20 protein-coding genes are annotated in these 23072 nt (G+C 68.3%); 4 read left to right on the top strand and 16 right to left on the bottom strand.

The genetic code is table 11. The features are described from left to right. Nucleotides 1–26: 26 nt before the first annotated feature. Nucleotides 27–1943 carry a propionate--CoA ligase gene (locus ACMGEZ_RS11750; protein ID WP_436822442.1) on the bottom strand — a complete coding sequence of 639 codons (1917 nt, stop codon included), beginning with the start codon at nt 1941–1943 and terminating at the stop codon, nt 27–29. Nucleotides 1944–2176: 233 nt separating this feature from the next. On the opposite strand from ACMGEZ_RS11750, the gene ACMGEZ_RS11745 reads away from it, so the two are divergent. After that, the gene (locus tag ACMGEZ_RS11745; RefSeq protein ID WP_436822441.1) at nt 2177–2575 is read left to right on the top strand and encodes an OsmC family protein; all 399 of its coding nucleotides are present in this window, start codon (nt 2177–2179) and stop codon (nt 2573–2575) included. A 35-nt stretch (nt 2576–2610) separates the two neighbouring features. Here the strand turns inward: ACMGEZ_RS11745 and ACMGEZ_RS11740 are convergent, their stop codons facing one another. From ACMGEZ_RS11740 to ACMGEZ_RS11700, 9 genes are all read right to left on the bottom strand, one after another. Further along, nucleotides 2611–3501 (bottom strand): MurR/RpiR family transcriptional regulator, encoded by an 891-nt coding sequence (locus tag ACMGEZ_RS11740; RefSeq protein ID WP_436822440.1) that lies wholly within the window; start codon nt 3499–3501, stop codon nt 2611–2613. Between the two features lie 13 nt (nt 3502–3514). Beyond that, complete coding sequence (locus ACMGEZ_RS11735; protein ID WP_436822439.1) at nt 3515–4180, bottom strand: aspartate/glutamate racemase family protein; 666 nt, start codon at nt 4178–4180, stop codon at nt 3515–3517. A gap of 16 nt (nt 4181–4196) precedes the next feature. Beyond that, nucleotides 4197–5120 (bottom strand): PfkB family carbohydrate kinase, encoded by a 924-nt coding sequence (locus ACMGEZ_RS11730; protein WP_436822438.1) that lies wholly within the window; start codon nt 5118–5120, stop codon nt 4197–4199. Nucleotides 5121–5130: 10 nt separating this feature from the next. Then, nucleotides 5131–5925 carry a transporter substrate-binding domain-containing protein gene (locus ACMGEZ_RS11725; protein WP_436822437.1) on the bottom strand — a complete coding sequence of 265 codons (795 nt, stop codon included), beginning with the start codon at nt 5923–5925 and terminating at the stop codon, nt 5131–5133. A gap of 32 nt (nt 5926–5957) precedes the next feature. Continuing rightward, nucleotides 5958–6689: an amino acid ABC transporter ATP-binding protein gene (locus ACMGEZ_RS11720; protein WP_436822436.1), complete on the bottom strand. Its 732-nt coding sequence runs from the start codon at nt 6687–6689 to the stop codon at nt 5958–5960. Further along, nucleotides 6676–7326 carry an amino acid ABC transporter permease gene (locus ACMGEZ_RS11715; RefSeq protein ID WP_436822435.1) on the bottom strand — a complete coding sequence of 217 codons (651 nt, stop codon included), beginning with the start codon at nt 7324–7326 and terminating at the stop codon, nt 6676–6678. Before ACMGEZ_RS11715 ends, ACMGEZ_RS11720 begins: the two co-directional genes overlap by 14 nt. Next, nucleotides 7323–7994: an amino acid ABC transporter permease gene (locus tag ACMGEZ_RS11710; protein ID WP_436822434.1), complete on the bottom strand. Its 672-nt coding sequence runs from the start codon at nt 7992–7994 to the stop codon at nt 7323–7325. Before ACMGEZ_RS11710 ends, ACMGEZ_RS11715 begins: the two co-directional genes overlap by 4 nt. Before the next feature lie 5 nt (nt 7995–7999). Beyond that, on the bottom strand, nt 8000–9037 hold the full coding sequence (locus tag ACMGEZ_RS11705; RefSeq protein ID WP_436822433.1) for a tagatose 1,6-diphosphate aldolase: 1038 nt from the start codon (nt 9035–9037) through the stop codon (nt 8000–8002). Between the two features lie 99 nt (nt 9038–9136). Continuing rightward, nucleotides 9137–10060 carry a LysR family transcriptional regulator gene (locus tag ACMGEZ_RS11700; protein ID WP_436822432.1) on the bottom strand — a complete coding sequence of 308 codons (924 nt, stop codon included), beginning with the start codon at nt 10058–10060 and terminating at the stop codon, nt 9137–9139. Between the two features lie 142 nt (nt 10061–10202). Here ACMGEZ_RS11700 and ACMGEZ_RS11695 point away from each other — a divergent pair, with 142 nt between their 5' ends. Next, nucleotides 10203–10607, top strand: a complete 405-nt coding sequence (locus tag ACMGEZ_RS11695; RefSeq protein WP_436822431.1) for a RidA family protein — start codon at nt 10203–10205, stop codon at nt 10605–10607. Nucleotides 10608–10626: 19 nt separating this feature from the next. On the opposite strand, the gene ACMGEZ_RS11690 is transcribed toward ACMGEZ_RS11695, so the two are convergent. Then, entirely contained in the window at nt 10627–11598 is a 972-nt protein-coding gene (locus tag ACMGEZ_RS11690) for a LysR family transcriptional regulator (RefSeq protein ID WP_436822430.1), read from the bottom strand. An 81-nt stretch (nt 11599–11679) separates the two neighbouring features. Between ACMGEZ_RS11690 and ACMGEZ_RS11685 the strand changes: the two genes are divergently transcribed. Continuing rightward, nucleotides 11680–12693 carry a Bug family tripartite tricarboxylate transporter substrate binding protein gene (locus tag ACMGEZ_RS11685; RefSeq protein WP_436822429.1) on the top strand — a complete coding sequence of 338 codons (1014 nt, stop codon included), beginning with the start codon at nt 11680–11682 and terminating at the stop codon, nt 12691–12693. 313 nt (nt 12694–13006) lie between these two features. Then, complete coding sequence (locus tag ACMGEZ_RS11680; protein WP_436822428.1) at nt 13007–13906, top strand: aromatic ring-hydroxylating dioxygenase subunit alpha; 900 nt, start codon at nt 13007–13009, stop codon at nt 13904–13906. Between the two features lie 12 nt (nt 13907–13918). Here the strand turns inward: ACMGEZ_RS11680 and ACMGEZ_RS11675 are convergent, their stop codons facing one another. From ACMGEZ_RS11675 to ACMGEZ_RS11655, 5 genes are all read right to left on the bottom strand, one after another. Further along, nucleotides 13919–17344, bottom strand: coding sequence for an NHL repeat-containing protein (locus ACMGEZ_RS11675; RefSeq protein WP_436822427.1), 3426 nt, complete (start codon nt 17342–17344; stop codon nt 13919–13921). Beyond that, nucleotides 17341–19056 carry a pentapeptide repeat-containing protein gene (locus tag ACMGEZ_RS11670; protein ID WP_436822426.1) on the bottom strand — a complete coding sequence of 572 codons (1716 nt, stop codon included), beginning with the start codon at nt 19054–19056 and terminating at the stop codon, nt 17341–17343. The genes ACMGEZ_RS11675 and ACMGEZ_RS11670 overlap by 4 nt, the downstream gene beginning before the upstream one ends. An 18-nt stretch (nt 19057–19074) precedes the next feature. Continuing rightward, nucleotides 19075–20844 carry a hypothetical protein gene (locus tag ACMGEZ_RS11665; RefSeq protein WP_436822425.1) on the bottom strand — a complete coding sequence of 590 codons (1770 nt, stop codon included), beginning with the start codon at nt 20842–20844 and terminating at the stop codon, nt 19075–19077. Between the two features lie 36 nt (nt 20845–20880). Further along, nucleotides 20881–22164: a serine hydrolase domain-containing protein gene (locus ACMGEZ_RS11660; protein ID WP_436822424.1), complete on the bottom strand. Its 1284-nt coding sequence runs from the start codon at nt 22162–22164 to the stop codon at nt 20881–20883. A gap of 135 nt (nt 22165–22299) precedes the next feature. Beyond that, nucleotides 22300–23052, bottom strand: a complete 753-nt coding sequence (locus ACMGEZ_RS11655; RefSeq protein ID WP_436822423.1) for an alpha/beta fold hydrolase — start codon at nt 23050–23052, stop codon at nt 22300–22302. Nucleotides 23053–23072: the final 20 nt, after the last annotated feature.

The following is a 23072-nucleotide window of genomic DNA, read 5'->3' as shown; positions in this document are numbered from 1 at the left end:
GCAAGCCCTTCCGGCGTAGGCCCGAACTACCCCTTTGGATCGAGGGACTGCCTGATCTGCTGAAGGGCGCCAGGGTCCTCGATGGTGGTCAGGTCGCCAGGATCGCGCGCCTCGCAAACGGCCTGGATCGCCCGCCGCAGCAGCTTCCCGCTGCGCGTCTTGGGCAGCGCACCCACGAAGTGCACGCGCGCGGGCCGCGCCAACGCGCCGAGCTGGTCGGCCACCTTCTTCATGATCTCCCCTTCCAGCGCCAGGGATGCCTGGGCGTCGCCGAGCACGGCACCGTCCTTCGGCACGACGAAGGCCACGGCCACCTGCCCCTTGAGCGCATCGGCCACGCCCACCACCGCGACCTCGGCGACCTTCGCGTGGCCGGAAATGCTCTCCTCGATCTCGCGCGTGCCGAGGCGGTGGCCGGCGACGTTGATCACGTCGTCGGTGCGGCCGAGGATGTAGTAATAGCCCTCCTCGTCGCGGATGCCCCAGTCGAAGGTGGAGTACACCAGCTTGCCGGGCACGGTCTTCCAGTAGGTATTGACGAAGCGCTCGTCGTCTCGCCACACGGTCTGCATGAAGCCGGGCGGCGTGGGGCCCTCGATCACGACCACCCCTTTCTCGTTGGGGCCCTTCAGCTCCTCGCCAGTGGTCTCGTGCAGGATCTTGACCTCGTAGCCGTACATCGGCACGCCCGGGCTGCCGAACTTGCTGGGCGTGCGCTCCACGCCATTGGCCACCGTGAGGATCGGCCAGCCAGACTCCGTCTGCCAGTAGTTGTCGATGATCGGCACGCCCAGGCCGTCGCTGATCCACCGTGCCGTCGGCTCGTCGAGCGGCTCGCCCGCCAGGAACAGCGCGCGCAGGCTCGACAGGTCGTACTTCTTGAGCAATGCCGGATCCTGCTTCTTGAGTACGCGCACCGCGGTCGGCGCACTGAACATCACGGTGACCCTGTACTTCTCGACCAGCTTCCACCAGATGCCGCCGTCGGGCTGCCGGTCGAGACCCTGCGTGGGCAGGCCCTCGTACATGATCGTCGCCATGCCTGCGATCAGCGGGCCGTAGACGATGTAGCTGTGCCCCACCACCCAGCCGATGTCGCTCGTCGAGAAGTAGGTCTCGCCGGCCCGGCCGTCGAAGATGTGCTTCATGCTTGCCGCCAGCGCCACCGCATAGCCGCCGGTGTCGCGCTGCACGCCCTTCGGCCGGCCCGTGGTGCCGCTGGTGTAGATGGTGTAGCTGATGTCGGTGGCGTCCAGCCAGGCGCAGGGCACCTGAGCGTCGCGATGCTTTTCGATCAGCCCGGCCGCCGGATGGTCACGCCCTTCGGTCAGCGTCATCGGCGCAAGTCCGCGGTCGAACAGCAGCACTGCATCCGGCTTGTGCGCGGAGAGCCGGATCGCCTCGTCCAGCAGCGGCTTGTACGCGACCACCTTGCCGCCACGCGATCCCGCGTCGGCGCTGACGACGACCTTGGGCGTCGCGTCCTCGATGCGCGAAGCCAGCGATGAACTCGCGAAGCCGCCGAACACCACGCAGTGGATCGCGCCCAGCCGCGCACAAGCCAGCATGGTGAAGGCGGCCTCGGGAACCATGGGCATGTAGATCAGCACGCGGTCGCCCTTGCCCGCGCCGAGCTCCATCAGCGAAGCCGCGACGCGCTGCACCTCGGCATGCAGTTCCTCGAAGCTGTAGGTCCTCTCGGTGCCGGTCTCGGTCGAGACTGCGATCAGCGCCGGCTGGTCGCCGCGCGCGGCGAGATGGCGATCGACCGCGTTGTGGCAAAGATTGGTGGTACCACCTGCGAACCACCGCACGAAAGGAGGCCGGCTCACGTCGAGGATCTGCTGCGGAGGCGTTTTCCAATCGATGAGTTCGGCCTGCTCGGCCCAGAAGGCCTCCGGCTCCTCGATGGAACGGCGATAGAACTCTGCATAGCGGCTCATGGCTTGTCTCCTGCTGAGGCTCGGCTCCGTGGCCGGACCGAGTTCATGTTAAGCCGATCGCTTGCTGGACGTTGACACTGCGCAGCAATCTTGCGGGCTTCGCCCTCAGGCGAGTGGCTCTGCATTGGCGTACAGACGGCACAGCCACCCGCGCGCCAGCCACCCGTGTAGACCCCGACTGGGCCGGGAAGGACATGGCTGACACAATCCATCGATTGAACAAGGAACAGTCCATGAGCATCACGGTCCGGCGCGACGACATTGCAGGCACCCGGCACATCGTCAAGATCCGCGCACACGAGTTTCCGGTGGACCCCGGGCCCGGCGCAGGGGGCACGGATGCGGGCCCGACACCACACGACCTTTACGACGCGGCGCTCGCCGCCTGCAAGGCCCTGACCATGGTGGTCTATGCGCAACGCAAGGGCATGCCTCTGGAAGACGTCGAAGTCGCCGTCGACCGCGACGACAGCGAAGAGCGCCAGGGCACCTACCGCCTGAAGACTTCGCTGCGCGTGACGGGCGACCTGAGCGATGCGCAAAGGGCCGAGCTGCTCCGCGTGGCCGGCAAGTGTCCGCTTCATCGGCTCATGAGCGAAGTCAAGACCGAGATCACCACGGACTGGGCCTGATCCCGGCGCCGCATCGAATTCCGATGCGCCCCGCCTTACTTGCGGGCGCGCTTGCCCGAGGCGCGCGCCCTTCGCGCCGGCGTGCCGGCTGCCTCCGTCATCAACACGCCTACGGCAAGCCCATGGCACAGCGCCATCGAAGCCGCCACCGTGCGGAAGCCTGAAATGTCCGCGTCGCGAACTTCGAGCACGACAGTCGCATTGCGGGCAAAGGGCGACAGCGCGCTGTCGGTCAAGGCGAGCACCGAAACGCCTTGCGCGCGTGCCCGTTCGACCGCAGCCACCGTGTCGGCATGGAAGGGGTGAAAACTGATCGCCACCAGCACATCCTCCTTCTGCAGCGGACGGACCTCGTCGATCAACATGCCCGCCATGCCGCCGAGCAGGCGCACGAAACGCTGGCTGCGCGAAAGAAGATAGGCGAGGTAGGTCGCAATGGGCCAGGCGCGCCGCAGGCCCACCACATGGATCGTGCGCGCGCCCGCGAGCAGGTCGATCGCCGCGCCCAGCGTGCCGGCATCGACCGACTCGCGCAGCCCCTGAAGCGAGCCGATGGAGCCATCGCACAGCAGGCGCAGCATGTCGTCCGCGGCCTTGGGCGCCGCGTCGTGACGCCCGCGCCGCTGCGTGCGCATGCGCTCGCCATAGCTTTGCGTCTGTTCCAGCAAGGCATCGCGGAACACCGCCTGCATCTCGGAAAAGCCGGAGTAGCCGAGTGTCTGGGCGAGCCGCACCAGCACCGACGGCTGCAGGCCGGCGGCCCCCGAAAGCAGCTTGATCGTGTCGACCGCTGCCGCGTTGGGATGGTCGATCAGATAGCGCGCAGCGGTCTGCAGGCGCGCCGGAAGGCTGTCGAAGCGCTCGGCGACGAGTTCCTTCAATGCGTCCAGCGTGAAGGGGGCCGTCACGGCGTTCCTGGCGTCCATGGCGCGAAACAGCTCAAGCCGCCGCGCCGCGGACACGCGCGACCACATCCCGCACCAGCAGCTCCGGGCTCGCGAGCACAGGCAGGCGCAGCCGCGCTGCCAGCGGCTCGGCCAGGTGCGCGAGCGAGGCCTGCGCGAGCACGATGCGATCGGCGCGAGGTGCCAAGGCTTCGGCGGCGTCCGTCACCAGCCGGTCGTGCAGTTCCCGCTGCCCTGCGACCAGCGCGTCGAAGGCGGCGGCGCAGAGAACGCTTTCGATCTCGATCTTTCGCCCACCCTGGCGCGCATGCGCTTCGAGCAGCGCCCGGCTCGGCGCCACCGTCGACGATGTCGTGCAGATCAGTCCCACGCGCCCGTCCGTGCGGGACGCTTCGGCATACAGGGGATCGTCGATCTTCAGGATGGGAATGCCGACCAGCTGGCGCGCCGTGTCGATCGCCGGCGACGTGGACGAACAGGTGAAGACGATGAGTTCGGCGCCGGCATCGGCTGCCAGCGTCGCGAGGCCGCAGATGCGGCGCGTGATCGAGGCCGACGGCCCGTGGCGCATCAGGTCCTGCAGCACGCTTTCGTCCAGCATGTGGAAGCAATCGGCTTCGGGCAGCTCGGCCTGGAAGCGCGGACGAAAGCGCTCGACGAGCATGGCGACGGTGTGGATGAAGGCGATGCGGCGGATCATGGGATATGGATGTTAGTCAGTGCTGGCGCGCGAGCCATGCGTCGACTTCGGCGCGCAACGGAATGCCGCGGCGCCCCGACGCGCGGGTGCACTTGATGGCGGCCGCGGCGTTGGCAAAGCGCGCGGCCTGCGCCACCGTGCGGCCCTCGGCGAGCGCCAGTGCATAGGCGCCGTGGAAGACGTCGCCGGCACCGAGCGTGTCGATGGCATCGACACGGAAGCCGGGCACGGCATGTAGCGTCTCGCCTTCCAGCCAACGGTAACCGGCCGGCCCCACGGTGACGCCGACAAAGGGCCCGCGCACGCGGGCGCGAGCCCAGTGCAAGGCCTGCGCCGGATCGGAGATGCCGCTCATGCGCGTCAGCGCTGCTTCGGAGAAGACGACGTGGTCCGCCAGCGCCAGGAGCTCCGGTGCCAGCGGGTCGACGCTCAGGTCCGCATCGAGCACCGTCGGAATGCCCGCCGCGGTGGCCAACGCCAGCACGTGGCGCGCGCCGCGTGCCCAGCCCATGTCCGCGAGCACGATGTCTGCTTCGGCAAGGCTCGCCGGGTCGATCCAGCCGGCCTCGACGTCCAGCCCCTGGCCGGGGAAATGGGTGATCTGGCGCTCTCCCCGGTCATCGACGATCACGTTGCTCGCGGCGGATTGCGCTCCCCGCAGCGTGCGCATCGCCGTGATGTCGACGCCGTGCGCGGCAAGTTCGTTCCTGATGGCATCGCCCGTCGGATCGTCGCCCACGCGGCCGATCAGCCGCGCCGCGCCGCCGAGCCGCTGCACTGCCACCGCCGCGGTGGCGGCGGGGCCACCGCCGATCTCGTCGTAGCCGCTCGCGTAGATCTTGCTGCCGCCGGTCGCGACGGCGGCCACCCGCATGATGCGGTCGAGCCCGCTCATGCCGATGCTCGTCACGCGCGCCGGGCGCTGCTGGCCGGGGGTCACCAGGTGTCGCTCAGAACGAAGGCAGTTCCGGCAGGTTCATGCCGAAGTACTGCTTGAAGAGGTCGCCCAGTTCGCCGTTGGCGCGAATGTGATAGATGAAGGTGTTGGTCCATTGCAGCAGGTCGGCGCTGTCGCGCTTCATGCCGATGCCGATGTGCTGGGTGCCGAGCTTCAGGCGCGACACATAGGTCTTTCCGGGGTTGGCCTTGGTGGTCTGCGCCGGGATGAGAAAGCCGGTGGCGGTCGCATCGACCTGCCCTGTCACCAAGGCCTGGATCGTGGAGGCGTCGGTGTCGAAGCGCTGCATCTGCGCGCGCGGCGCGAGCTTGGTGACGAGCGCGTCCTGGATCGCTCCCCGCACCACCGAGACCTTCTTGCCGTTGAGGTCCTCGAAGCTCTTGATCGGGCTGTTGTCGGTGGTCATGATCACGCTGTCCTGGAGCGCATAGGGAATCGAATACCAGATCTGCAGCGCGCGCTGCGGCGTGATGGTCAGGGTTGCCATCACCACGTCGGCCTTGCCGGTCACGACGAAGGGAATGCGGTTCTGGCTGGTCACCGGCACGATCTCCAGCGGCACGCCCATGTACTTGGCCATCAGCTTGGCCACGCCGACGTCGATGCCTTCGGGTTGCATCGATGCATCCATCTGGCCCCATGGCGGATTGTTGGTGTCGATGGCCACCAGCAGCTTGCCGCGCTTGATGATGTCGTCCACCGTGACGGCCCCTGCCATGTGCGCCGCGGCGAACAGCAGCATGGCCGCAAGCGACTTGAAGACGCGCGAAAGAAGTGTCGAAGTCATGGTTGTCTCCTGGCTATGAAACGGTTGGGGCATCAGCCCTTGTTGCGAATCGACTGGACGAACTGCTGCAGCGGCGGCGTCCTGGGGTCGTCGAGCATCTCCGCAGGCGTGCCCTGCTCGCACACCTTGCCCGCGTGCATGAAGACCACCCGATCCGCGGCCTGGCGCGCGAAACCCATCTCGTGCGTGACGAGCATCATGGTCATGCCGCCCTGCGCGAGCTCGGCCACCACGTCGAGCACCTCGCCGACCATCTCCGGGTCCAGCGCGGACGTGATCTCGTCACACAGCAGCACGCGGGGCTCCAGCGCCAGCGCGCGCGCAATGGCCACGCGCTGCTGCTGCCCGCCCGACAGCTTGGAAGGATAGGCACTTGCGCGAGACGACAGCTGCACCCGCTCGAGCAGGCGCGCGGCATTGGCGCGCGCCTCTTCCCTCGGCGTCTTGTTGATCACGATCTGCGGCAGCGCCACGTTGTCGAGCGCGCTCAGGTGCGGGAACAGGTTGAAGCTCTGGAAGATCATGCCGACCGAGCGGCGCACCTCGCGCAGGCTCGATGGCTGCACCTTCACGCCGGCAGCGCTGACTTGGCCGCCGTCGATGGTCTCGAGGCCGTTGATGCAGCGCAGCAGCGTGCTCTTGCCGGAACCCGAGCGCCCGATGATGGCGACCACCTCGCCCTCGGCCACGTCGAGGTCCACGCCATCGAGCACCGTGGCGGGCCCGAAGCGCTTGGTGAGCGCGTTGATTTCAACGATCGGCATTGAATCTCTTCTCCAGGCGGCGCGACAGCAGATAGAGCGGAAAGCACACCGCGAAATACAGGGCCCCGACCACGCTGTACACCAGGATCGGCTTCAGCGTGACGTTGTTGACGTACTGCGCCGCATGCGTGAGCTCGTGGAATCCGATGATGGAGGCGAGCGAGGTGTTCTTCACCAGCTGCACCATGAAGCCGACCGTCGGCGGCGTGGCAATGCGCACCGACTGCGGCAGCACCACGTGGCGCATCTGCTCCAGGTACGAAAAGCCCAGCGCGGCGGAGCCTTGCCACTGCGTCTGCGGCACGGCCTGGATCGAGCCTCGCCAGATCTCGCCGAAGTACGCGCTGGCATAGCAGGTCAGCGCCACCGTCACCGCAAGAAAAGCGTTCTGGCTGAGCCCGAACAGAGCCAGGCCGAAGAACACCAGGAACAGCAGCATCAGCAGCGGCGTGGCCTGGAACAGCTGGATGTAGCCGGCGGCCAGCCAGCGCAGGGGCGCGACGGGCGCCACGCGCAGCAAGGCCACGAGCAGCCCGACCACCCCGCCGCAGACGAAGGCGAGCAGCGAAAGCCCGAGCGTCCAGCGCATTGCCGCCAGCAGGTAGAAGAACTCGACGCTGCCGAAATCGCGGATCAAGCGCGCCCCCGAACCTGGAAGTAGAAGCGGTCGAGCGCCGCGAACACCAGCTTGAACGTGAACGCGATGGCCAGGTAGATGGCCGTTACGACCAGATAGACCTCGAAGGGCCGGAAATTCTCGGTCTCGATCAGGTGAGCGACCCCGGTGAGCTCTTCGACCGAGATGGTGGAGACCACCGCCGACCCGAGCATGACCAGGATGAACTGGCTCGCCAGCGCCGGGAACACGGCGCGCAGTGCGGGGAACAGGATCACGTGGCGCACGATGCTGGGCACCGGAAAGCCCATGGCGCGCGCCGCTTCCAACTGCCCGCGCGGAATCGCATCGATGCCGGCGCGCACGATCTCGGTGGCATAGGCGCCGCAGTTCACCGACATGCCGATCAGCGCGGCCTCCACCGGATCGAGCCGCACCCCGATCGAGGGAAGCCCGAAGTAGATGAGGAACAGCTGGATCAGGAAGGGCGTGTTGCGGATCGACTCCACGTACACCGATGCGGGCCAGTGCAGCCAGGCTCGGTGCGACGTGCGAGCCAACGCGCAGAGGATGCCGATCAGCAGCCCGATGCAGATCGTCGCCACCGACAGGCCGATGGTGAGCTTCGCGCCTTCCGCCAGCCGCGGGAGCGCAGTCCATACCGAACCGAACTGGAATGTGTAGTCCATCGAGCTCAGGACGTCGGATAGCGCGAGAAGAAGTCCGGACCTGCGTCCGCCAGTTCCACACCTGCCGAGAACGCCTTGCATGCGGTCCACGGGGTGCCGTGCTGCTCCAGCAGCCGGTGCAGGCTTTGCGCGTAGGGAATGCCGTCGCGGTGGATGCCTTCCCGCATGGCGGTCCAGTCCGGAAAGGTCGACTCGAAGATCTGCCACCAGATCGCGCGCCCGGCCAGATAGCCGCTGGCGCCCGCGCGAACCGCGTGCGTCACGATGCGCCGGAACGGCTCCATGCCGGCACCGGCCGAAAGCATCACCCACGGGCGATCGAGCGTGCGGCCCAGTTCGTCGAACCAATGCTGGCAAGCCGCGGATTCGCTGCCGTCGGGGTCGGGCACCGCGTTCGCGGCGATCGGGCTTTCCATCTTGAAGATATCGATGCCGTAGCGCTCGTCGCGGAACTCGCGGGCCGTTTCGATCACCATCTCCGGGCGCTTGCCGGCGTCCTCCTCGTAGCGGGCGGACGAGCCTTCGCTGCCGAGCGGATAGAGCAGCGGCTCGAGCAGGAAGGCGATGTCGTGCCTGCGGCAGTCGCGGCCGACCTGCTCCACCAGCGCACGCTGGTGCGCCTTCACGGCCTCGCTCGCATCCGGGCGCCACCACAGCATGAGCTTCACGCCGTCGGCACCGAGGCGCTTGATCTTCTCGACCGACCAGTCGGGGTACGCAAAGGTCTTGCGGCCGCCCGGCGTTTCCTCGCTGTCCCATTGCTCGTAGGTCAGCAGCAGGCCGCGCCTCGGATCGAGCTGCAGGGCCGCGTAGGGATAGGCATAGCCCGGGTCCAGCAGCATCGCGGTCGACCAGGGCGACAGCGTTTCGATCAACACCCGCTTGGCCTGACCGACATCTTCGAAGGATGCGGCAGCTACGCCTCGCCGGCCCCGCACCAGCGCCTCGACGCCCGGCCGCTGGTCGACGGCGGTCATCATGAAGAAGCCACGCTCGTCGGCGAGGCGCCGCATCGACCACAACTTGCCGGCGGAGATTTGCATGGGACCTTCGGTGGAATGTTTATGTCACCGAGAAGGTTATCGGAATTTTCATTTCAGGCCGATGCGCGCTTACCCAGTTGCCATCTCCCGCAAATTGCCCTATGCGCTGCGACGGCCGATAGGCGCATGCAGCGCCATCAGTTCAGCCACCCAGTCGATGAACACGCGCAGCTTGGCGCTGACATGCCGGTTCGGCGGGAACGCCACGTACAAGGGCATCGGGTCGAGGCGCCAGTGCTCGAACAGGCGTACCAGCTCGCCCGACGCCACGTGCGCCTTGGCCATGTAGTCCGGCAGCCAGAGGACACCCAGGCCGGCCAGGCCGGCCGCGAGGTAGGCATTGCCGTCGTCGACCGCGAACGCGTAGCGGCCTTGCACCTCGACGCGCTCGCCGCCGCCATGCATGGCGTAAGGAAAGGTCCTGCCGGTGCGCGCCCACAGGAAGCCAACGATGCGGTGATGCGTGTCTTCGAGATCCCGCGGGTGCGAGGGCGTGCCCGCGCGTTCCAGGTAGCTCGGCGCCGCGTAGACCCCGAGTTGCAGATCGCCGATGCGGCGCGCCACGAGCGATGGGTCGGTGAGCTCACCGCCGCGCACGACGCAGTCCACGTTCTCGCCGATGACATCCACCGTGCGGTCGCTCACGCCCATGTCGAGCTGGATGTCCGGGTAGCGCCCGTGGAACGCAGGCAAGGCCGGCACCAGGATCATGCGAGCCAACGGGCTGGGCACGTCGACCCGCAGCCGGCCCCGCGGCGACGCCGAGGCGGCGGACAGGCTGGTCTCGGCATCGTCCATGTCGGCAAGGAGGCGCAGCACGCGCTCGTAGTAGGCCGCGCCGTCGGCCGTGACGTTGACCTTGCGCGTGGTCCGATTGAGCAGCTTGACGCGCAGGCGCGTCTCCAGCTGCTGCACCAGTTGCGTCACGCTGGTCTTGCTCATCCGAAGCGTCTCGGCCGCCTTGGTGAAACTGCGCGCCTCCACCACGCGAGCGAATGCCTGCATCGCATCGAAACGGTCCATCTCTGCTCCTGTGCCCGGAAGATTGTTTGGGGATCGCAAAAAGTGATTATTGGTGCCGCCCGTTTATCCGGGCCGCACGAATGCCTAGAGTCCTCACATCGTCCACACCGGGTCGGCTTCGACCCCTTTCAGGAAAGCACCCATGACCCAGCGCAACGTCGTCTTCCCACCCGGGCGCCAGGCCCTCTATGAAAAGAATCGCTATTCGCCGGCGATCAAGTCCAATGGCTTGCTGTTCGTTTCGGGGCAGGTCGGCAGCAGAGAGGACGGCTCGCCCGAGCCCCACCTGGAGGCGCAAGTCAGGCTCGCATTTGGCAACCTGAACGCAATCCTGAAGGCAGCAGGCTGCACCTTCGACGACGTGATCGACGTCACCGTCTTCATGGTCGACCCCCAATCGAAGTTCGAAACCATCTGGAAGGTGGTGCCGGAGTATTGGGGCAACGCACCACACCCGACGCTGACGGCCGTCGGCGTGACGTGGCTCTACGGCTTCGACTTCGAGATCAAGGTGGTGGCGAAGCTTCCGGAGACCAGCGCCGGCTGATCGGCGCCTCGCCCCCGGCTCACTGGAGTACCTTCGCCTTCGGCTGCGGTGCTATGAGCCTTCGGAGCGGCCGGTGCGACTCATGCCGGCGCCCGGCCCAGGCGAACGAGCGCGTCGCGCGCCAGCGCACCGCTTCGTCCGCGTTCGAGCGGGCGTCCCAGCACACGTACAGGCGATAGGTCGGCAACTCGAAGGGCAGCGGCATCGCCTCCAGGAGCTGGGCGTAGCGGCTCGCCACCCGCTGCGGGAAAACCGCGACGGCATCGGTGCTCGCCAGCAGGTCCGTCATCTGGCTGAAGGTGATGGCAGCCTGCACGTGGCGGGCGAGACCCCGGCGCGCCAAGGCCTGGTCGATGGTGTCGTCGAGCACCGAGCGGCTTTGCCCCAGCACCACGTGCGGCATGGCGCAGAAGGCTTCGAGGTCCATGCCGCCCGTGTAGCGCGGATGGCCGCGGCGCGCCACGGCCACGTAGGCGTCCTCGTAGAGCAGCTCGGATTCGACCCCCGCGGCCGGCGCCATGCGCGGCAACAGGCCGAGGTCGATGTCGCCCCTGCGCAGCCTCTCGGGCGACTGGCTGTAGTCGGCGAGCTCCCACGCCAGCCGGATGTGCGAGCCGCAGGCGGCGAGCTCGCGGCACAGGAGAGGCAGCATGCCCCGGCTGCTGTGATCGCTGCCGGCAATGCGCAGGATGCGCTCCGACTTCGCGGGATCGAAGGCGCCGTCCGCGCTCAGCAGTCCCTGCAGGTCCACCAGCACCGCCTCCACGCGCGGCGCCAGCGCCAGGGCACGCGGCGTGGGCACCACGCCGTGCGCGGTGCGGGTGAAAAGCGGGTCGTCGAAGGTCTCGCGCAGGCGCTTGAGGGACGCGCTGACCGCCGGCTGGCTGAGGAAGAGGCGGGAGGCCGCGCGGGAAACGCTGCGCTCGCGCAGCAGGGCGTCGAAGGTCCGAAGCATCGCGAGATCGACGCCGCGGATATCAGGGCGGCCCATATCAGTTATCCAAACGTTCGAATTGATCCGGCGCAAGGGGGCTCCTATCGTAGGGCACCCCACAAGATGAAGGAGACAACCATGTTCGCCTGCACCCGCCGAAGCGGCTTCCGCGCGCACCGGCGCGCCTGCGTCACCGGTCTTGTCGCGCTCGCGGTGGCGGCTGCCGCGCCGATGGCCTCGGCCCAGGCGCAGGCCGCCTTCCCGGCCAAGGTGATCCGCATCGTGCCCTTCGGCACCGCCGGCGGGCCGATCGACGTGATCGCGCGCACCTACGCCGAGAAGCTGCAGCAGCGCTGGGGCCAGAGCGTGATCGTGGAGCCCCGGCCCGGCGCGAGCGGGATCCTCGCGGCCGACGCCGTGGCCAAGGCGCCGCCCGACGGCCACACGGTGTTGTTCACGCTCCCGCTGACCCACATCAACAACGCGATCCTGCAGTCCAGGCTGCCCTACGACCCCGTCAAGGACTTCGAGCCGATCTCGCAGCTGGCCACCGGCGGGCCGATGCTGGTGGCGCGCGCCGACGCGCCGTACTCGAACCTGAAGGAGTTCGTCGCGCATGCGAAGCAGCATCCCGGCCTGACCTACGGCACCTGGGGCAATGGGTCGCAGGCGCACCTGATGGGCGAACTGCCGAAGCGACAGAGCAGCATTTCCCTGACGCACGTCGCGTACAAGGCGGAAGCCGCGGCGCACAACGACATGATCGGCGGCGTGCTCGACTTCGCCTGGGCCAACCCCGCCACGGCACGCACGCAATCCCAGGCCGGCCGCATGAAGGTGCTGGGCATCGCCGGCAGCCGGCGCGTGTCGACCTTGCCGAACGTGCCGACCTTCGCCGAGCAGGGCTTCGCCGGCTTCGACCTCGACAGCTGGATCGGTGTGTACGCCCCGGCGAAGACGCCATTGCCCGTCATCGAGCAATGGACGCAGGCCCTGCGCGAGATCACGCGCATGCCCGACGTGCAGGCCAGGCTGAGCGGCTTCGGCTTCGAGCCGCTCGGCAACACGCCGGCCGAATTCAAGGCCAGCTACCAGGCCGACTTTCCGCGGGTGGCCGAGCTGATCAAGGCCGCGGGCGTGACCGCCGAATGAACACGCAAGGAGCATCGATGAATTCCACGACCACCGAGGAGGTGATCCCCATCGCCGTCGACACGGGCACTGCCTACGGCCGCAAGCCGGGCACCCACAACCCGGCGCTGACCGAGGTCGGCCCCGGCACGCCGATGGGCGAACTGCTGCGCCGCTACTGGCACCCGATCGGGCTGGCCAGCGACGCCGCCGAAACCCCGCGCAAGCTGCGGGTGCTGGGCGAGGACCTGATCCGCTTTCGCGACAAGAGTGGCCGGCCGGGGCTGTCCATCCCCACTGCGCGCACCGCGGCAGCTCGCTGTACTACGGGCGCGTGGAAGAGCGCGGCATCCGCTGCTGCTACCACGGCTGGCTGTTCGACGTGGAGGGCCATTGCCTGGAGCAGCCCTGCGAACCCGAACTGGGGCGCACGCGCGAGCGCATCCGCCAGCCCTGGTACCCGGTGCAGGAGCGCTACGGACTGGTCTGGGCCTACATGGGACCGCCGGAGAAGAAGCCGGTGCTGCCGCGCTACGAGGCCCTGGAAGACCTGGACGCCGGCGAGCTTCTCGAAGCCAACGACGCCAGCATCGGCGGCGGCGGGCCGCAGGTCATCCCCTGCAACTGGCTGCAGCACTACGAGAACCTGGTCGATCCCTTCCACGTGGTGGTGCTGCACTCGAGCTTCAGCGGCACCCAGTTCGTGGAGCAGATGGCGCAGATGCCGGAGGTCAGCTGGGACACGGTCGAGCTGGGCGTGCGCACGACCTCCGTGCGGCAGCTGCCCGACGGCAAGGTGTTCCGGCGCATCAGCCAGGCCGCGATCCCGATGCTGCGCGTGATCCCGAGCCCGCGCGTCGGCCGCTACGGCCGCGTCGAATCGCTGGGCTGGATCCTGCCGATCGACGACCACAGCTTCCGCATCTTCGTGGTGGGCCGCGTGCGCGAGCGGGGCGAGCTCTCGCGCATGAACGGCAAGCTGTGGGAGGAGCTCACCGAAGAAGAGCACCAGCGCATGCCGGGCGACTACGAGGCGATGGTGAGCCAGGGTGCCATCGCGCGGCATTCGGAGGAGCACCTGGCGACGTCCGATCGCGGCATCGTGATGCTGCGCCGCTACCTGAAGGCGCAACTGGAGCGTCTGGAGGCCGGCGAGGACCCGGCCGGCGTGAGCTTCGACGAAGACGCGCCGCCTGTGGTGTTCGACGCCGGCAACTATCTCGAGGATCGCTGAGGCGCCGAGGATTCAGGGAATCCACATGCTCACCGACGGCTCCGTCAGCCCGGCCGGCGTACCGTTCGGCAGCGTGAGCAACTCGTAGTTCAGCGTGTAGACATTGCGCCAGTAGTCGACGGTGAGCCGCGCGGCATTCACGTTTGGCGTGTGGGAGATCGGCTGGTTGCCGCTTTGGTTGGGGTGATAGATGTCCAGCCGGTAGCTGAACGAGTTGGCGTTGTACGAGAGCACATACAAATAGCCCGTGTACTCCACCGCGAGATCGAGATACTGCCAGCCCTGCACCGGATCGGTGGCTCCCAGGGTCAGGCTGTAGGGAGAGGTGCCGGCACCGGTTTGCGCCGGAAAGTGGCGCACCGGGTTGCCGCCGAGATCGAAGGCCTGGATGCGGTTGTTGCCCGACTCGAGCACCAGGATCACGCCGTCGGTGGACACGGCAGCCGCCACCGGCTCGTTCATGAGCCCGGGGCGCGAGCCCTTGCCGCTCTGGACCTGGGCCAGCGCCAGCCGCTGCGCATCGGCGTCGGTCAGCGACGCCGGCGGAATGCGAAGAGTCTCGATCTGGTGGCGTGTTCGATTGATGCTCACCAGGAAGCCGGCCGGGTGCAGCAACAAGCCGTCCGAAGCAAAGTTCAGCGCGCCCCAGGCCCGGCCCGAGAGCGGGCTGACGAACACCGGCTGCTTCTGATCGAGCATCACCTGTCGCACCATCGGTGCGTCGGGATTCGTCGTGTCGAGGTAGAAGTTGTGCGTGCCTTGCGCCAGCAGGCTGTAGGCCACCCTCACCCCATGGCCACCGATGCCGCAACTGCCGTTCGCATACCCGGCTTGCGCGCTTGAGCCGTCCGCATTCAGGTTGGCCATCTGATCGAGTTGCCCCACGACATTGCCGATGCAGCTCGGCGCGATCTGCGGATCGAGATTCTGCGACTCCCACGCATAGCCGAGATAGCTCGGCGCGTTCGGGCCGGTCCCCTGGCGCACGGTGATGCTGCGAAAGCCACAGGCGGTGCCGCCGCCACCGCAGGTGGTGTTGCCCTGGTTGGCGGTCGGCGCCGCGGCCGCCGCCCACAGATGGTGGCCGTTGGCATCCAGCGTGGTTTTCTGCTGGTGCTGGTACTGCGTATTCGCATTGATCGGATAGCGGATCTGGTCGATGCGGATGGTCGGCGCCGTATTGGCGTCGTTCGCGACCAGGCCGGTCGAGCCCTTGGCGAGCAGGATGTCGGGTATGCCCGGCAAGCTGCTTTCGCGCACGAAGGCCACGGAGACGTTGACGTTGCCGCCGAGCGGAACGCCCTTGAAGGAGACCACCGGCACCGTCGGCGGCGGGTGCTGCGGCAGGTCGAAGGACTGCAGGTAGGGCGTGCCGCTGTCGAACATGGCGGTCACCGTGTAGCGGGTGGCCCCCTCGGGGAAGGTCGGGTCACCCTCGGCCCTGAGGATCGAGACGTTCAGGTCGTGCGTGAACACGAGGTCGTCCACGTAGGTCCACGGCGCCACCGCGAGCGCGACGTCGGTCTCCAGCACGTTGGCCACTCCGATGGCCACCGAGATCGCCTGCATGATCTGCCCGACCACCGGGATCGAGTCCTCGGCGACCGCCTCGGTGAGCGCGCCCACCACGAATTCCACCAGCGCCTTGATGTTCTCGGTGGCGACCCGGGTGATGAGGACCTTGGCGAGGATCAGCGCCTGCGATCCCCAGAAGCCGGCCGTATCGATCTGCTGAGACAGCGGTGCCCCGTTGTTGATGGCGTTGCTCAGCATCTGCACGAGCTCGAGCGAGAGCGCCCGCGCCACCGGGACCACGACGATCTTGTACATGGCGGGGACCACAGGTCCGGCCCCCACGGCCGCCAGCATCATCGTCAAGCCATAGTTGACGATGCCGGTCATCACGGCACCGGGCACGGTGGTGTCCGCGTAGACATTGCCGCTCTGCAGCGACAGGGTGCTCGAGAGGACGCGCACCGTGTCCGCCTTCTGCGGCACCTCGAACACGACCTGGAAGCTGCCCGGAATGACCGGGATCGCGAGCACGGTGAAGGTCGGGCCGACCAGCGACACGAACATGGCCGTGGCCGTGTCGCCCTGCTTGTCGTGGCCGCTGATGATGGAACCCTGCTCGTACTCGGGGACGTCCTTCAGCGTGAGCACCGCTGCGTTCTGCAGGAACTGCAGCCAGACCCCCCGGAACTCGAGGAACCAGTTGGTGAATGTCAGCGTCACCTTCGTGCCCGACCCCGAGGCCGCGGCGCTCGCCGACACCTTGAAGGCGACCTGGCCGTTCTGCTGCTTGAGCACCATCTTGACCGCCCCGGCGATGGGCGCGAGCCGCCCGGGGCTCTGGTCGACGGAGGTCTGGCCGTCATGGCGCATCCACATCGTGCCGGTCAGGCGCAGGTCCAGCGGCTCGCTGGGCGCGAGGCTCGTCGCGTCCATCCCGAGTTGGACATCGTCCCTGGCGCCAGCGGTCGCGCCGAAGGCGCCAGCCTTGGCGAGGGGCGCCAGGTCAGGGTTCAGGCTGGGCAGGTACTGGATGCGGCCTGCGTGCTGTCCGTTCTTGTTGCGAAGCGGTACGCCATCGTCCCCGAGGACCGGCACCAGCGTGGCCCAGCCGCTCGGCTTGCTGCCCGGCTGCTGCGGCAGCGCAGGCCCGTACTGCGGGCTGGCCAGCATCAGACCGAGGTTGTAGACGTTGATGTCGAGATCCACATGGTTGGAGTGGATCGTGTGGGCCGCACCGGCGTCGAGCGACATCAGGTCCGGCTGAAAGCCCACCATGGTGGAGGCCTGGCTGACCGGATCGAGCAGCACGCGTTCGTCGCGCAGGTCCTGCTCCGTGAGCGACGCCGGCGCACCGTAGCGCCTGCGCTTGGCCGACATGGGCAGCGGCCCGCTCGGCGTGGACTGCCGCGCTGCCGCATAGGCGCGCGCGGCCCCTGACGGCGGGATGTACAGCTGCACCGACGACATGGACCAGGTGCCGCTGTCCGGGCCGCCGAAGTCGCTGCTGACGTAGCACACCGTCGTGACGCCGTTCGCGAAGGTGGCGGAGTCGACGTGGTGGGTGATCTGGTCGTCCGGCACCACGCGCAGGAAGGCGTTGGACTGTCGTGCCCGCCGCAGCACATGAGGCTGGTCCGCGACCGGCGTCAGCGCAATGCGCTGCCCGCCGCCGGTCAGGTAATAGGTCTTTCCGGCGTGCGCTTCGTGCGAGAGGTTGAAGAACAGGGTTGCGCTGTGCTTGCCGGTCGACGAGCCCAGGCTGCTGGCGGGTGTCATCCACGGCGCGCCATCTCCGCCGCCGCCGCATCCGGCGAGCAGCGGCGGCAGGCCGAGGCCCAGCCCAAGGCCTACTCCTTGCGTCAGGAAGCTGCGGCGGTTGACGGTGCCGGGATGGCCGGCGATTTCGATCCGCTCGTCTGTCATGGCGTTCTCCTCATGCGATGAGGCGGATCGGCCCAGTTCGGATCCGGCTTGGTGCAAGTGGGCGGGTTGCCGCCTGCCTTGTCGTAGGTGGCGTCCAAGGCGTACCAGCCGGGCACCGGCGTGTTGGCGCTCATGGCGATGCCGCTCTTCCAGTACGCGATCGACCCGGGCGTGCTGCCGTCGCCGCAGACGGCCGAATTGCCGTTCGGGCACGTCATCACCGCGGTGGACGGCACGGCGGAAAGGCTGTTGTAGCTCGCGAGCACGCACGGACTGGCGGTGGTGCCCTGCCATCCCCGGAAGCGTGTGTAGTCGGCAGGGAGCTGCAGGAGCAGGTCGTTGCCGGTGCGGCTCGAACCGGGGGTACCGAGATCGACGAAGGCATCGAGGAAGACGGCGTTGACGAGGTTGGCCGTGGAATCGAAAGTGGTGCCCTGCAACGCTGCCTTGGTGAAGCTCGGCGCCGCACCGCCGTTGAACTGGAAGCGAACGCCGGTGAAGCTCGCGCCGGTGAGGATCGCCGAGCCGAACTGCGTGCCGTTGACGATGGTCGTGCCGGTGAAATCGACACCGTACAGGTAGGCGTTCGAGAAATTGGCCCCGGTCAAATCGGCGCCTGACGCCGTCGCGCAGGCGCAGGTGAAGCCCTTCGCGCGGCAGCTCGTGTGGCAAGGGATCTGCGGCGTTGCGCCGCCGAACGTACCGTAGAAGGCGGTGAACTGGAACGACGCACCCTGCAGGTCCGCATTGGCGAGATTGACATCGCGCAGGTGGGCGCCGTCGAACACGGCCGCGCCCTCGATCGGTGGTGTCGCGGCCGTGTTGGCCTGCAGCGAAGAGCCCGCAAGACTGGAGTTGCTCAGGTTGGCATTGGTGAACTGCGCGCCGTACAACTGGGCGTGGCTCATGTCGACGTTGCGAATGCTCGCGTTGTTGAACTTGGCCCCGCCGAGGCGCGACATCTGAGTGGGTGAAGCACCCGCCAGACCGGTGGCGTTGTCGAGCGTGGCCCCTTGAAAGCTCGCGCGCTCGAGCACCGCGCCGGTCCATTTGCTGCCGGTCAGGTCGAGCCCGTCGAAGATCACGCCTGAATAGATGCCGCCGGAGAAGTCGTGCGCGGACTGCAGCGCGCCGACGCATGCGGCGATGCTGGCATTCGTAAGGTCGAGCTGGTCCCACTGGGCCACGAATTCGCAGTTCATCGTGGCGTTGTGGAACTTCGTGCGGCAGTTCTGGTTGGTGGCGATGTTCAGCGGCTGGTCGCCGAAGATCGCGTTGCCCGTGTCCAGGTGCGTGTTGGAGAAGTCGGCGCACGCGAGATTGGCGTGGGTCAGGTAGGTCGGGCCGTCGAAGCGCGCGCCGGCGAAGACGGCACCGCTCAGGTTCGCAAAGCTGAAGTCGTTGGGAAAGGTGGCATTGCCGCTGTCCCCGAACACCGCGTTGTCGAAGCGGGCGCCGGTGAGATCGGTCTTGATGAAGACGACGGCCGTGAGTGTTGCGCCCTGGAAGTTGGCGCCGCTCAGGTCGAGGCCGGTGAAGCTGCAGCGGGTCAGCGTCAGGCCGTTGTAGTCATGGGCGCCCGCCACCAGGCTGGCCGGACAGGCACCCGCGGTGGGTGCCTGGGCGGAACCCGGCGTGCCTGCGACGGTGGCCGTCAGCGCCAGCACGATGGCGGCGAGCCGCTTTGCGAGGGTGCCGGGAACAACAATCATGAGTGACCGAGCTTTCGCCTAGCGCGCGCCGACGGCGGCACCCTGGTCGAGGTTGACGATGCGTGCAGCGCCACCCCCCACACCCGAGCCGCCCGGCGCGCCGGTGCAGTTCGGGTTGACGCCGCCGTCACTCGGACCGCCGCCCAAGCCGGGCGTGCCGGCATAGATGCCGCTGCTGCTGTCGGGTACTGGCGATGCGCCGCGCAGGGCGATGCCGATCGACGGGCCGCCATTGCCGCCCGCGCCACCACTTCCGGCACCACCGGCGCCGCCCGCGCCGCCCGGCCCGCCGCTCCCCGGCGCAAAGGTCGTGTGGCAGGTTCCCTTCACGTCGAAATACTTTGAGCCGTCCACCATCCCGGCACCCCCGCTGCCGCCGGGTCCGCCCAAGCCGCCCCGCCCTCCGGGGCCGCCGTCGCCTCCCGGCCCGGGCACCAGGCTGTTGGCGCTTGCGACCTGCGTCACCGCCGAATCGACCAGCAGCAAGGCGATGGACGCGCCGCCCTGCTGTCCGCCCGCACCGCCCGTGCCGCCACAGCCGCCGCCACCGCCGCCGCCGCCCGGCAGCCCGTCCCGGTCGTCGCCGTCCCAGGTGGAGAAGCCGCCGGCGCCGCCTCCGCCGCCGCCCGCGCCGACGCTCCCGGTCGCCCCCGCACCGCCAGTCCCCGGTATCCAAGCCGTGCCCTGAGCTCCGGGCGCGCCCCACACCAGGCTGCTCGCGGTGCCACCCTGCGTGCTGCAGGCGCCAGGCTGCGCAGTGCCGCCGGTGTTTCCGGTGCCGGGATTCTCCAGGCCCGTATCGCCCACGGCCGCCACTTCGGCGCTATAGCAACTGCATCCGATCCCCCCCGGATTCCCACCCCCGCCGCCGATGGCAGCGCCGCTGTTCTGCCCGACTAGGCCCAGGCTGTCAGACACGTTCTGGGCGTTCTGGTCGCATCTGCAACGGCCAATGCATTGGAAGCTGTCATAGACGTTGCTCGCGGCGCCGGCACCGCCGTCACCCACGCCAGCCGGTGGAGGGTTGGAAGGACACGCGGCGCCCGGCATGCCGCGGCAGGTCGCGCATGTCGGCGCGAAGCCCGGGCCGCCCGCCAGCCCGTTCGAGCTCGCGCCGGTCGCGCCCTGGCCGCCCCGGCCGGCCACGAGCACGGAGTTGGCGAGGACCAGGCCCCGGCTCCCGCTGACGGCCATGGCGATGCTCGGGCTGCCGCTCGCGGCTTCGTCCCTGCCGATGACCACCAGCCCCTGCACCGTGGTGGCCGACTGGATCCCCGAGGCCACGATCACCGGGCTGCCGGCGGTGCCGGTGGGGCTGGCCTGGATGACGGTGCGGTACTTGCGGTCCGGCTCGCCGCCGAAACGGCAGCTGCCGTAGACGCTGACGCCTTCCTTGAGTTCGATGGGGGTGGTGGGGGCAGGGGTGGTGGGGGCATAGAGCCCATGACGCATCAGCACGGCACAGCCTTCCGAAGTGCAGCGCTGGATGCCCTGCTGCACGCTCTTGCAGGTGGCCGTGATGGTCGTGCCGCAGTCCGGGTCCTCGGTGCCCTGGGGCGACACGTAGATGGCAGTGCGCACGCCGGACAGGTCGGCGCCGCTGCACACGGCAGCGCCGGGCGCGGCATGGAAGAACGCGTGCGGATGCCCCGTACCGAGCGCGCCCGGAGATGAGGGCATCGCACCGTTGCCGGACCCGCTGCCGCCGCCGCAACCACCGGCAGCGAGGACGCTCAGGCCGATCAGCACGCCTGCAAGACGCCCTGGCCACTGGCGGCGAACCGGCATGGCAGGTGCTCGGAGCAGGCAGCGCATGGACGTCTGCTACCGAGCCGACTCGCCGGACGGCGCATAGAGGGCGCCGATCAGCGCCGCGGCAATCGTGGTGGCTGGCGCACGCCCGTCCGCGGCCGGCGCCGAGTTGGCCCAGACCACGACCGTGATGCCGCGCTTGGGGTCGTGTCCCGCAAAGGTGTTGTACCCGGGCAGTTCACCGGTGTGGCCATACAGCTCGCCGAATTTCGCCAGGTGCCAGCCGTAGCCCGGCGAAGCCGGGTCGGACGGATCGATGAGCCGCACGCTTGCCAGCCGCCCGGCCTGCATGACCGGACCGAGGAGGCGGCCCTCGACCATCGCCGTGATGATCGTGACCAGGTCGTTGGCCGTCGAAATGCCCGCGCCGGCCGCCCATGCCCACGAGGGATTCGCATCGGTCTGGTCGCCCGGCGCCAGCGTGCCGGCCCGCGCGGCCGCCACCATCTCGGGCGGCAAGGGCTCCCGGGTCTGGACATTGGTGCCGTACATGTAGCCGCGGGAATACGGCGGGGGAATCGCATTGGACGTGATCGGCGGAAACGACGTGTCCCGCAGGCCCAGCGGCGTCCACAGCCGGTCGCGCAGGATGTCCGCGAGCGGCTTCCCACCGTCCAGCTTCTGCGCAATGAGGCCTAACAGGACGGAGTTGGTGTTGGAGTAATGAAATCCCTCGGGATACGGCGGCTGCGCAAACGCGAGCGCCAGCAACTCCTGCTGCGTCCACACCTTCTGCGGCTCGCTGTCGAGCGTCTGGTCGAGCACGAGCAGCTCGGTGTAGTTGAAAAGGCGGCTTCGCATCGTGAGCAGCGCCTCGATCGTGATGTTGTCGCCGTTCGGCACGCCGGGCCAGTGTTTCGAGACCGGGTCGGTCAGCGCGAGCTTGCCTTCTTGCGCCTGCTGGAGGATGACCGTTCCGACCCACGACTTCGTGACCGAGCCCACGCGGATCTTCTGGTCGTAGGCCGTGGGCGTCGTGCCCTTGTAGCTGGTGACGCCGTACGTGGTGCCGAAGCTGCCGCGCGGCGTCTTGACGATGGCCACCACGCCGGGGAGCTGCATGTCCTTCGCAAGCGCTTCGACCGTGCTCTTGAGGGCTGCCTCGTCGAGTGCCTGCAGCCCAGCGCTGCCGCCGCTCCCATTGCCTGCGTAGCCTCCGCCGCCGCCGCCGCAACTCACCAGCATCGGTGCCGCCAGGAGCAGGCTTGCCGCCAGGAGGGCGCCACGAAGGTCGACGTGTTGTGCCGAACGCCGCAAGAACGGCCGGCCGCGAACGAGGCTCGCTGTCAAGCTCATCGAACTCTCCTTGTCGAAGGCAAGACAGAGGAGGCGTCGGCACGAAATTCATGCCGATGCGCGGAACCGTCCAGCACGCCGCTTTGGCGCGAGCTTAGCCAGCTTCTGGCGCTTTGACCATATGCCTGTCGGGAGTCATTCGTGCGAAGCGACCCAGTCCCAGACGCGCCCGGGCGCCTCGACCATCACGTTGTGGCCATGCGGGCCGAGGTCGGAGGCACCCGGATCGAGCGAGCGGGTCTGCGCCATCGTCACCAATGCGTCGTCGCGCCCGCGGCCGAGATGGACCGGGCAGCGAGCCAGCGCCACCAGGTCGGACATCGGCGGCTTGCCGACGCCATGGGCTCGAGGATCCATCGCGAGGCACCAGCCATCCGTCTCGCCCCGGACGCCGCGGGCAATGACGGGTGCCGCTGCGTCGGCGATCCCGGCAAGGCCCGAGACCTTCAGGTATCTGTCCCACGCCTCTTCTTCCGTGGCAAAGCGCCTGGCGGGCTGGGATGCCAGCGTCTCCATGCGCCGGAGTTCGTCGTCGCTCCACCCGAGCTTGATGCCCGCGCCGAAGACCCGATGCGGCGCGACGCCGAACCAGCCTGTGGCCAGGGCCAGCGCGATCACGCCGCCCAGCGAATGCCCAAGGACCACCAGCCGGCCCGAGGGATCGACATGCGGCAGCACGGCACGCGCCACGGATGCGGCGTACTGCCCGATGGCATAGGAATCCTGACGATCGGATCGGCCGTGGCCAGGCAGGTCCATCACGACCCAGCGGCCGGGCCAGCGCGCGTTGGCCATCGCGCACATGGGCGACCAAACGGCCCCGGTCGCGCCCATCCCGTGCAGCAAGAGGAGCAGGTCGGGGCCTTCGCCGCCTTGTTCCATGTACATGTCCAGCGCCTTCGTCTCAT

The sequence above is a fragment of the Variovorax stachyos genome (genome assembly GCF_051400855.1).
Lineage (GTDB): Bacteria > Pseudomonadota > Gammaproteobacteria > Burkholderiales > Burkholderiaceae_C > Variovorax.
This window is presented reverse-complemented; position numbering and strand designations above follow the sequence as displayed.

What these genes read in the sequence shown, in the direction of transcription:
- ACMGEZ_RS11725 (WP_436822437.1), bottom strand. Translation starts at nt 5,925, where the DNA reads ATGACTTCGACACTTCTTTCGCGCGTCTTCAAGTCGCTTGCGGCCATG.
- ACMGEZ_RS11740 (WP_436822440.1), bottom strand. Translation starts at nt 3,501, where the DNA reads ATGGACGCCAGGAACGCCGTGACGGCCCCCTTCACGCTGGACGCATTG.
- ACMGEZ_RS11665 (WP_436822425.1), bottom strand. Translation starts at nt 20,844, where the DNA reads ATGCCGGTTCGCCGCCAGTGGCCAGGGCGTCTTGCAGGCGTGCTGATC.
- ACMGEZ_RS11745 (WP_436822441.1), top strand. Translation starts at nt 2,177, where the DNA reads ATGAGCATCACGGTCCGGCGCGACGACATTGCAGGCACCCGGCACATC.
- ACMGEZ_RS11685 (WP_436822429.1), top strand. Translation starts at nt 11,680, where the DNA reads ATGTTCGCCTGCACCCGCCGAAGCGGCTTCCGCGCGCACCGGCGCGCC.
- ACMGEZ_RS11670 (WP_436822426.1), bottom strand. Translation starts at nt 19,056, where the DNA reads ATGATTGTTGTTCCCGGCACCCTCGCAAAGCGGCTCGCCGCCATCGTG.
- ACMGEZ_RS11705 (WP_436822433.1), bottom strand. Translation starts at nt 9,037, where the DNA reads ATGCAAATCTCCGCCGGCAAGTTGTGGTCGATGCGGCGCCTCGCCGAC.
- ACMGEZ_RS11690 (WP_436822430.1), bottom strand. Translation starts at nt 11,598, where the DNA reads ATGGGCCGCCCTGATATCCGCGGCGTCGATCTCGCGATGCTTCGGACC.
- ACMGEZ_RS11655 (WP_436822423.1), bottom strand. Translation starts at nt 23,052, where the DNA reads ATGTACATGGAACAAGGCGGCGAAGGCCCCGACCTGCTCCTCTTGCTG.
- ACMGEZ_RS11710 (WP_436822434.1), bottom strand. Translation starts at nt 7,994, where the DNA reads ATGGACTACACATTCCAGTTCGGTTCGGTATGGACTGCGCTCCCGCGG.
- ACMGEZ_RS11720 (WP_436822436.1), bottom strand. Translation starts at nt 6,689, where the DNA reads ATGCCGATCGTTGAAATCAACGCGCTCACCAAGCGCTTCGGGCCCGCC.
- ACMGEZ_RS11695 (WP_436822431.1), top strand. Translation starts at nt 10,203, where the DNA reads ATGACCCAGCGCAACGTCGTCTTCCCACCCGGGCGCCAGGCCCTCTAT.
- ACMGEZ_RS11700 (WP_436822432.1), bottom strand. Translation starts at nt 10,060, where the DNA reads ATGGACCGTTTCGATGCGATGCAGGCATTCGCTCGCGTGGTGGAGGCG.
- ACMGEZ_RS11735 (WP_436822439.1), bottom strand. Translation starts at nt 4,180, where the DNA reads ATGATCCGCCGCATCGCCTTCATCCACACCGTCGCCATGCTCGTCGAG.
- ACMGEZ_RS11660 (WP_436822424.1), bottom strand. Translation starts at nt 22,164, where the DNA reads ATGAGCTTGACAGCGAGCCTCGTTCGCGGCCGGCCGTTCTTGCGGCGT.
- ACMGEZ_RS11675 (WP_436822427.1), bottom strand. Translation starts at nt 17,344, where the DNA reads ATGACAGACGAGCGGATCGAAATCGCCGGCCATCCCGGCACCGTCAAC.
- ACMGEZ_RS11750 (WP_436822442.1), bottom strand. Translation starts at nt 1,943, where the DNA reads ATGAGCCGCTATGCAGAGTTCTATCGCCGTTCCATCGAGGAGCCGGAG.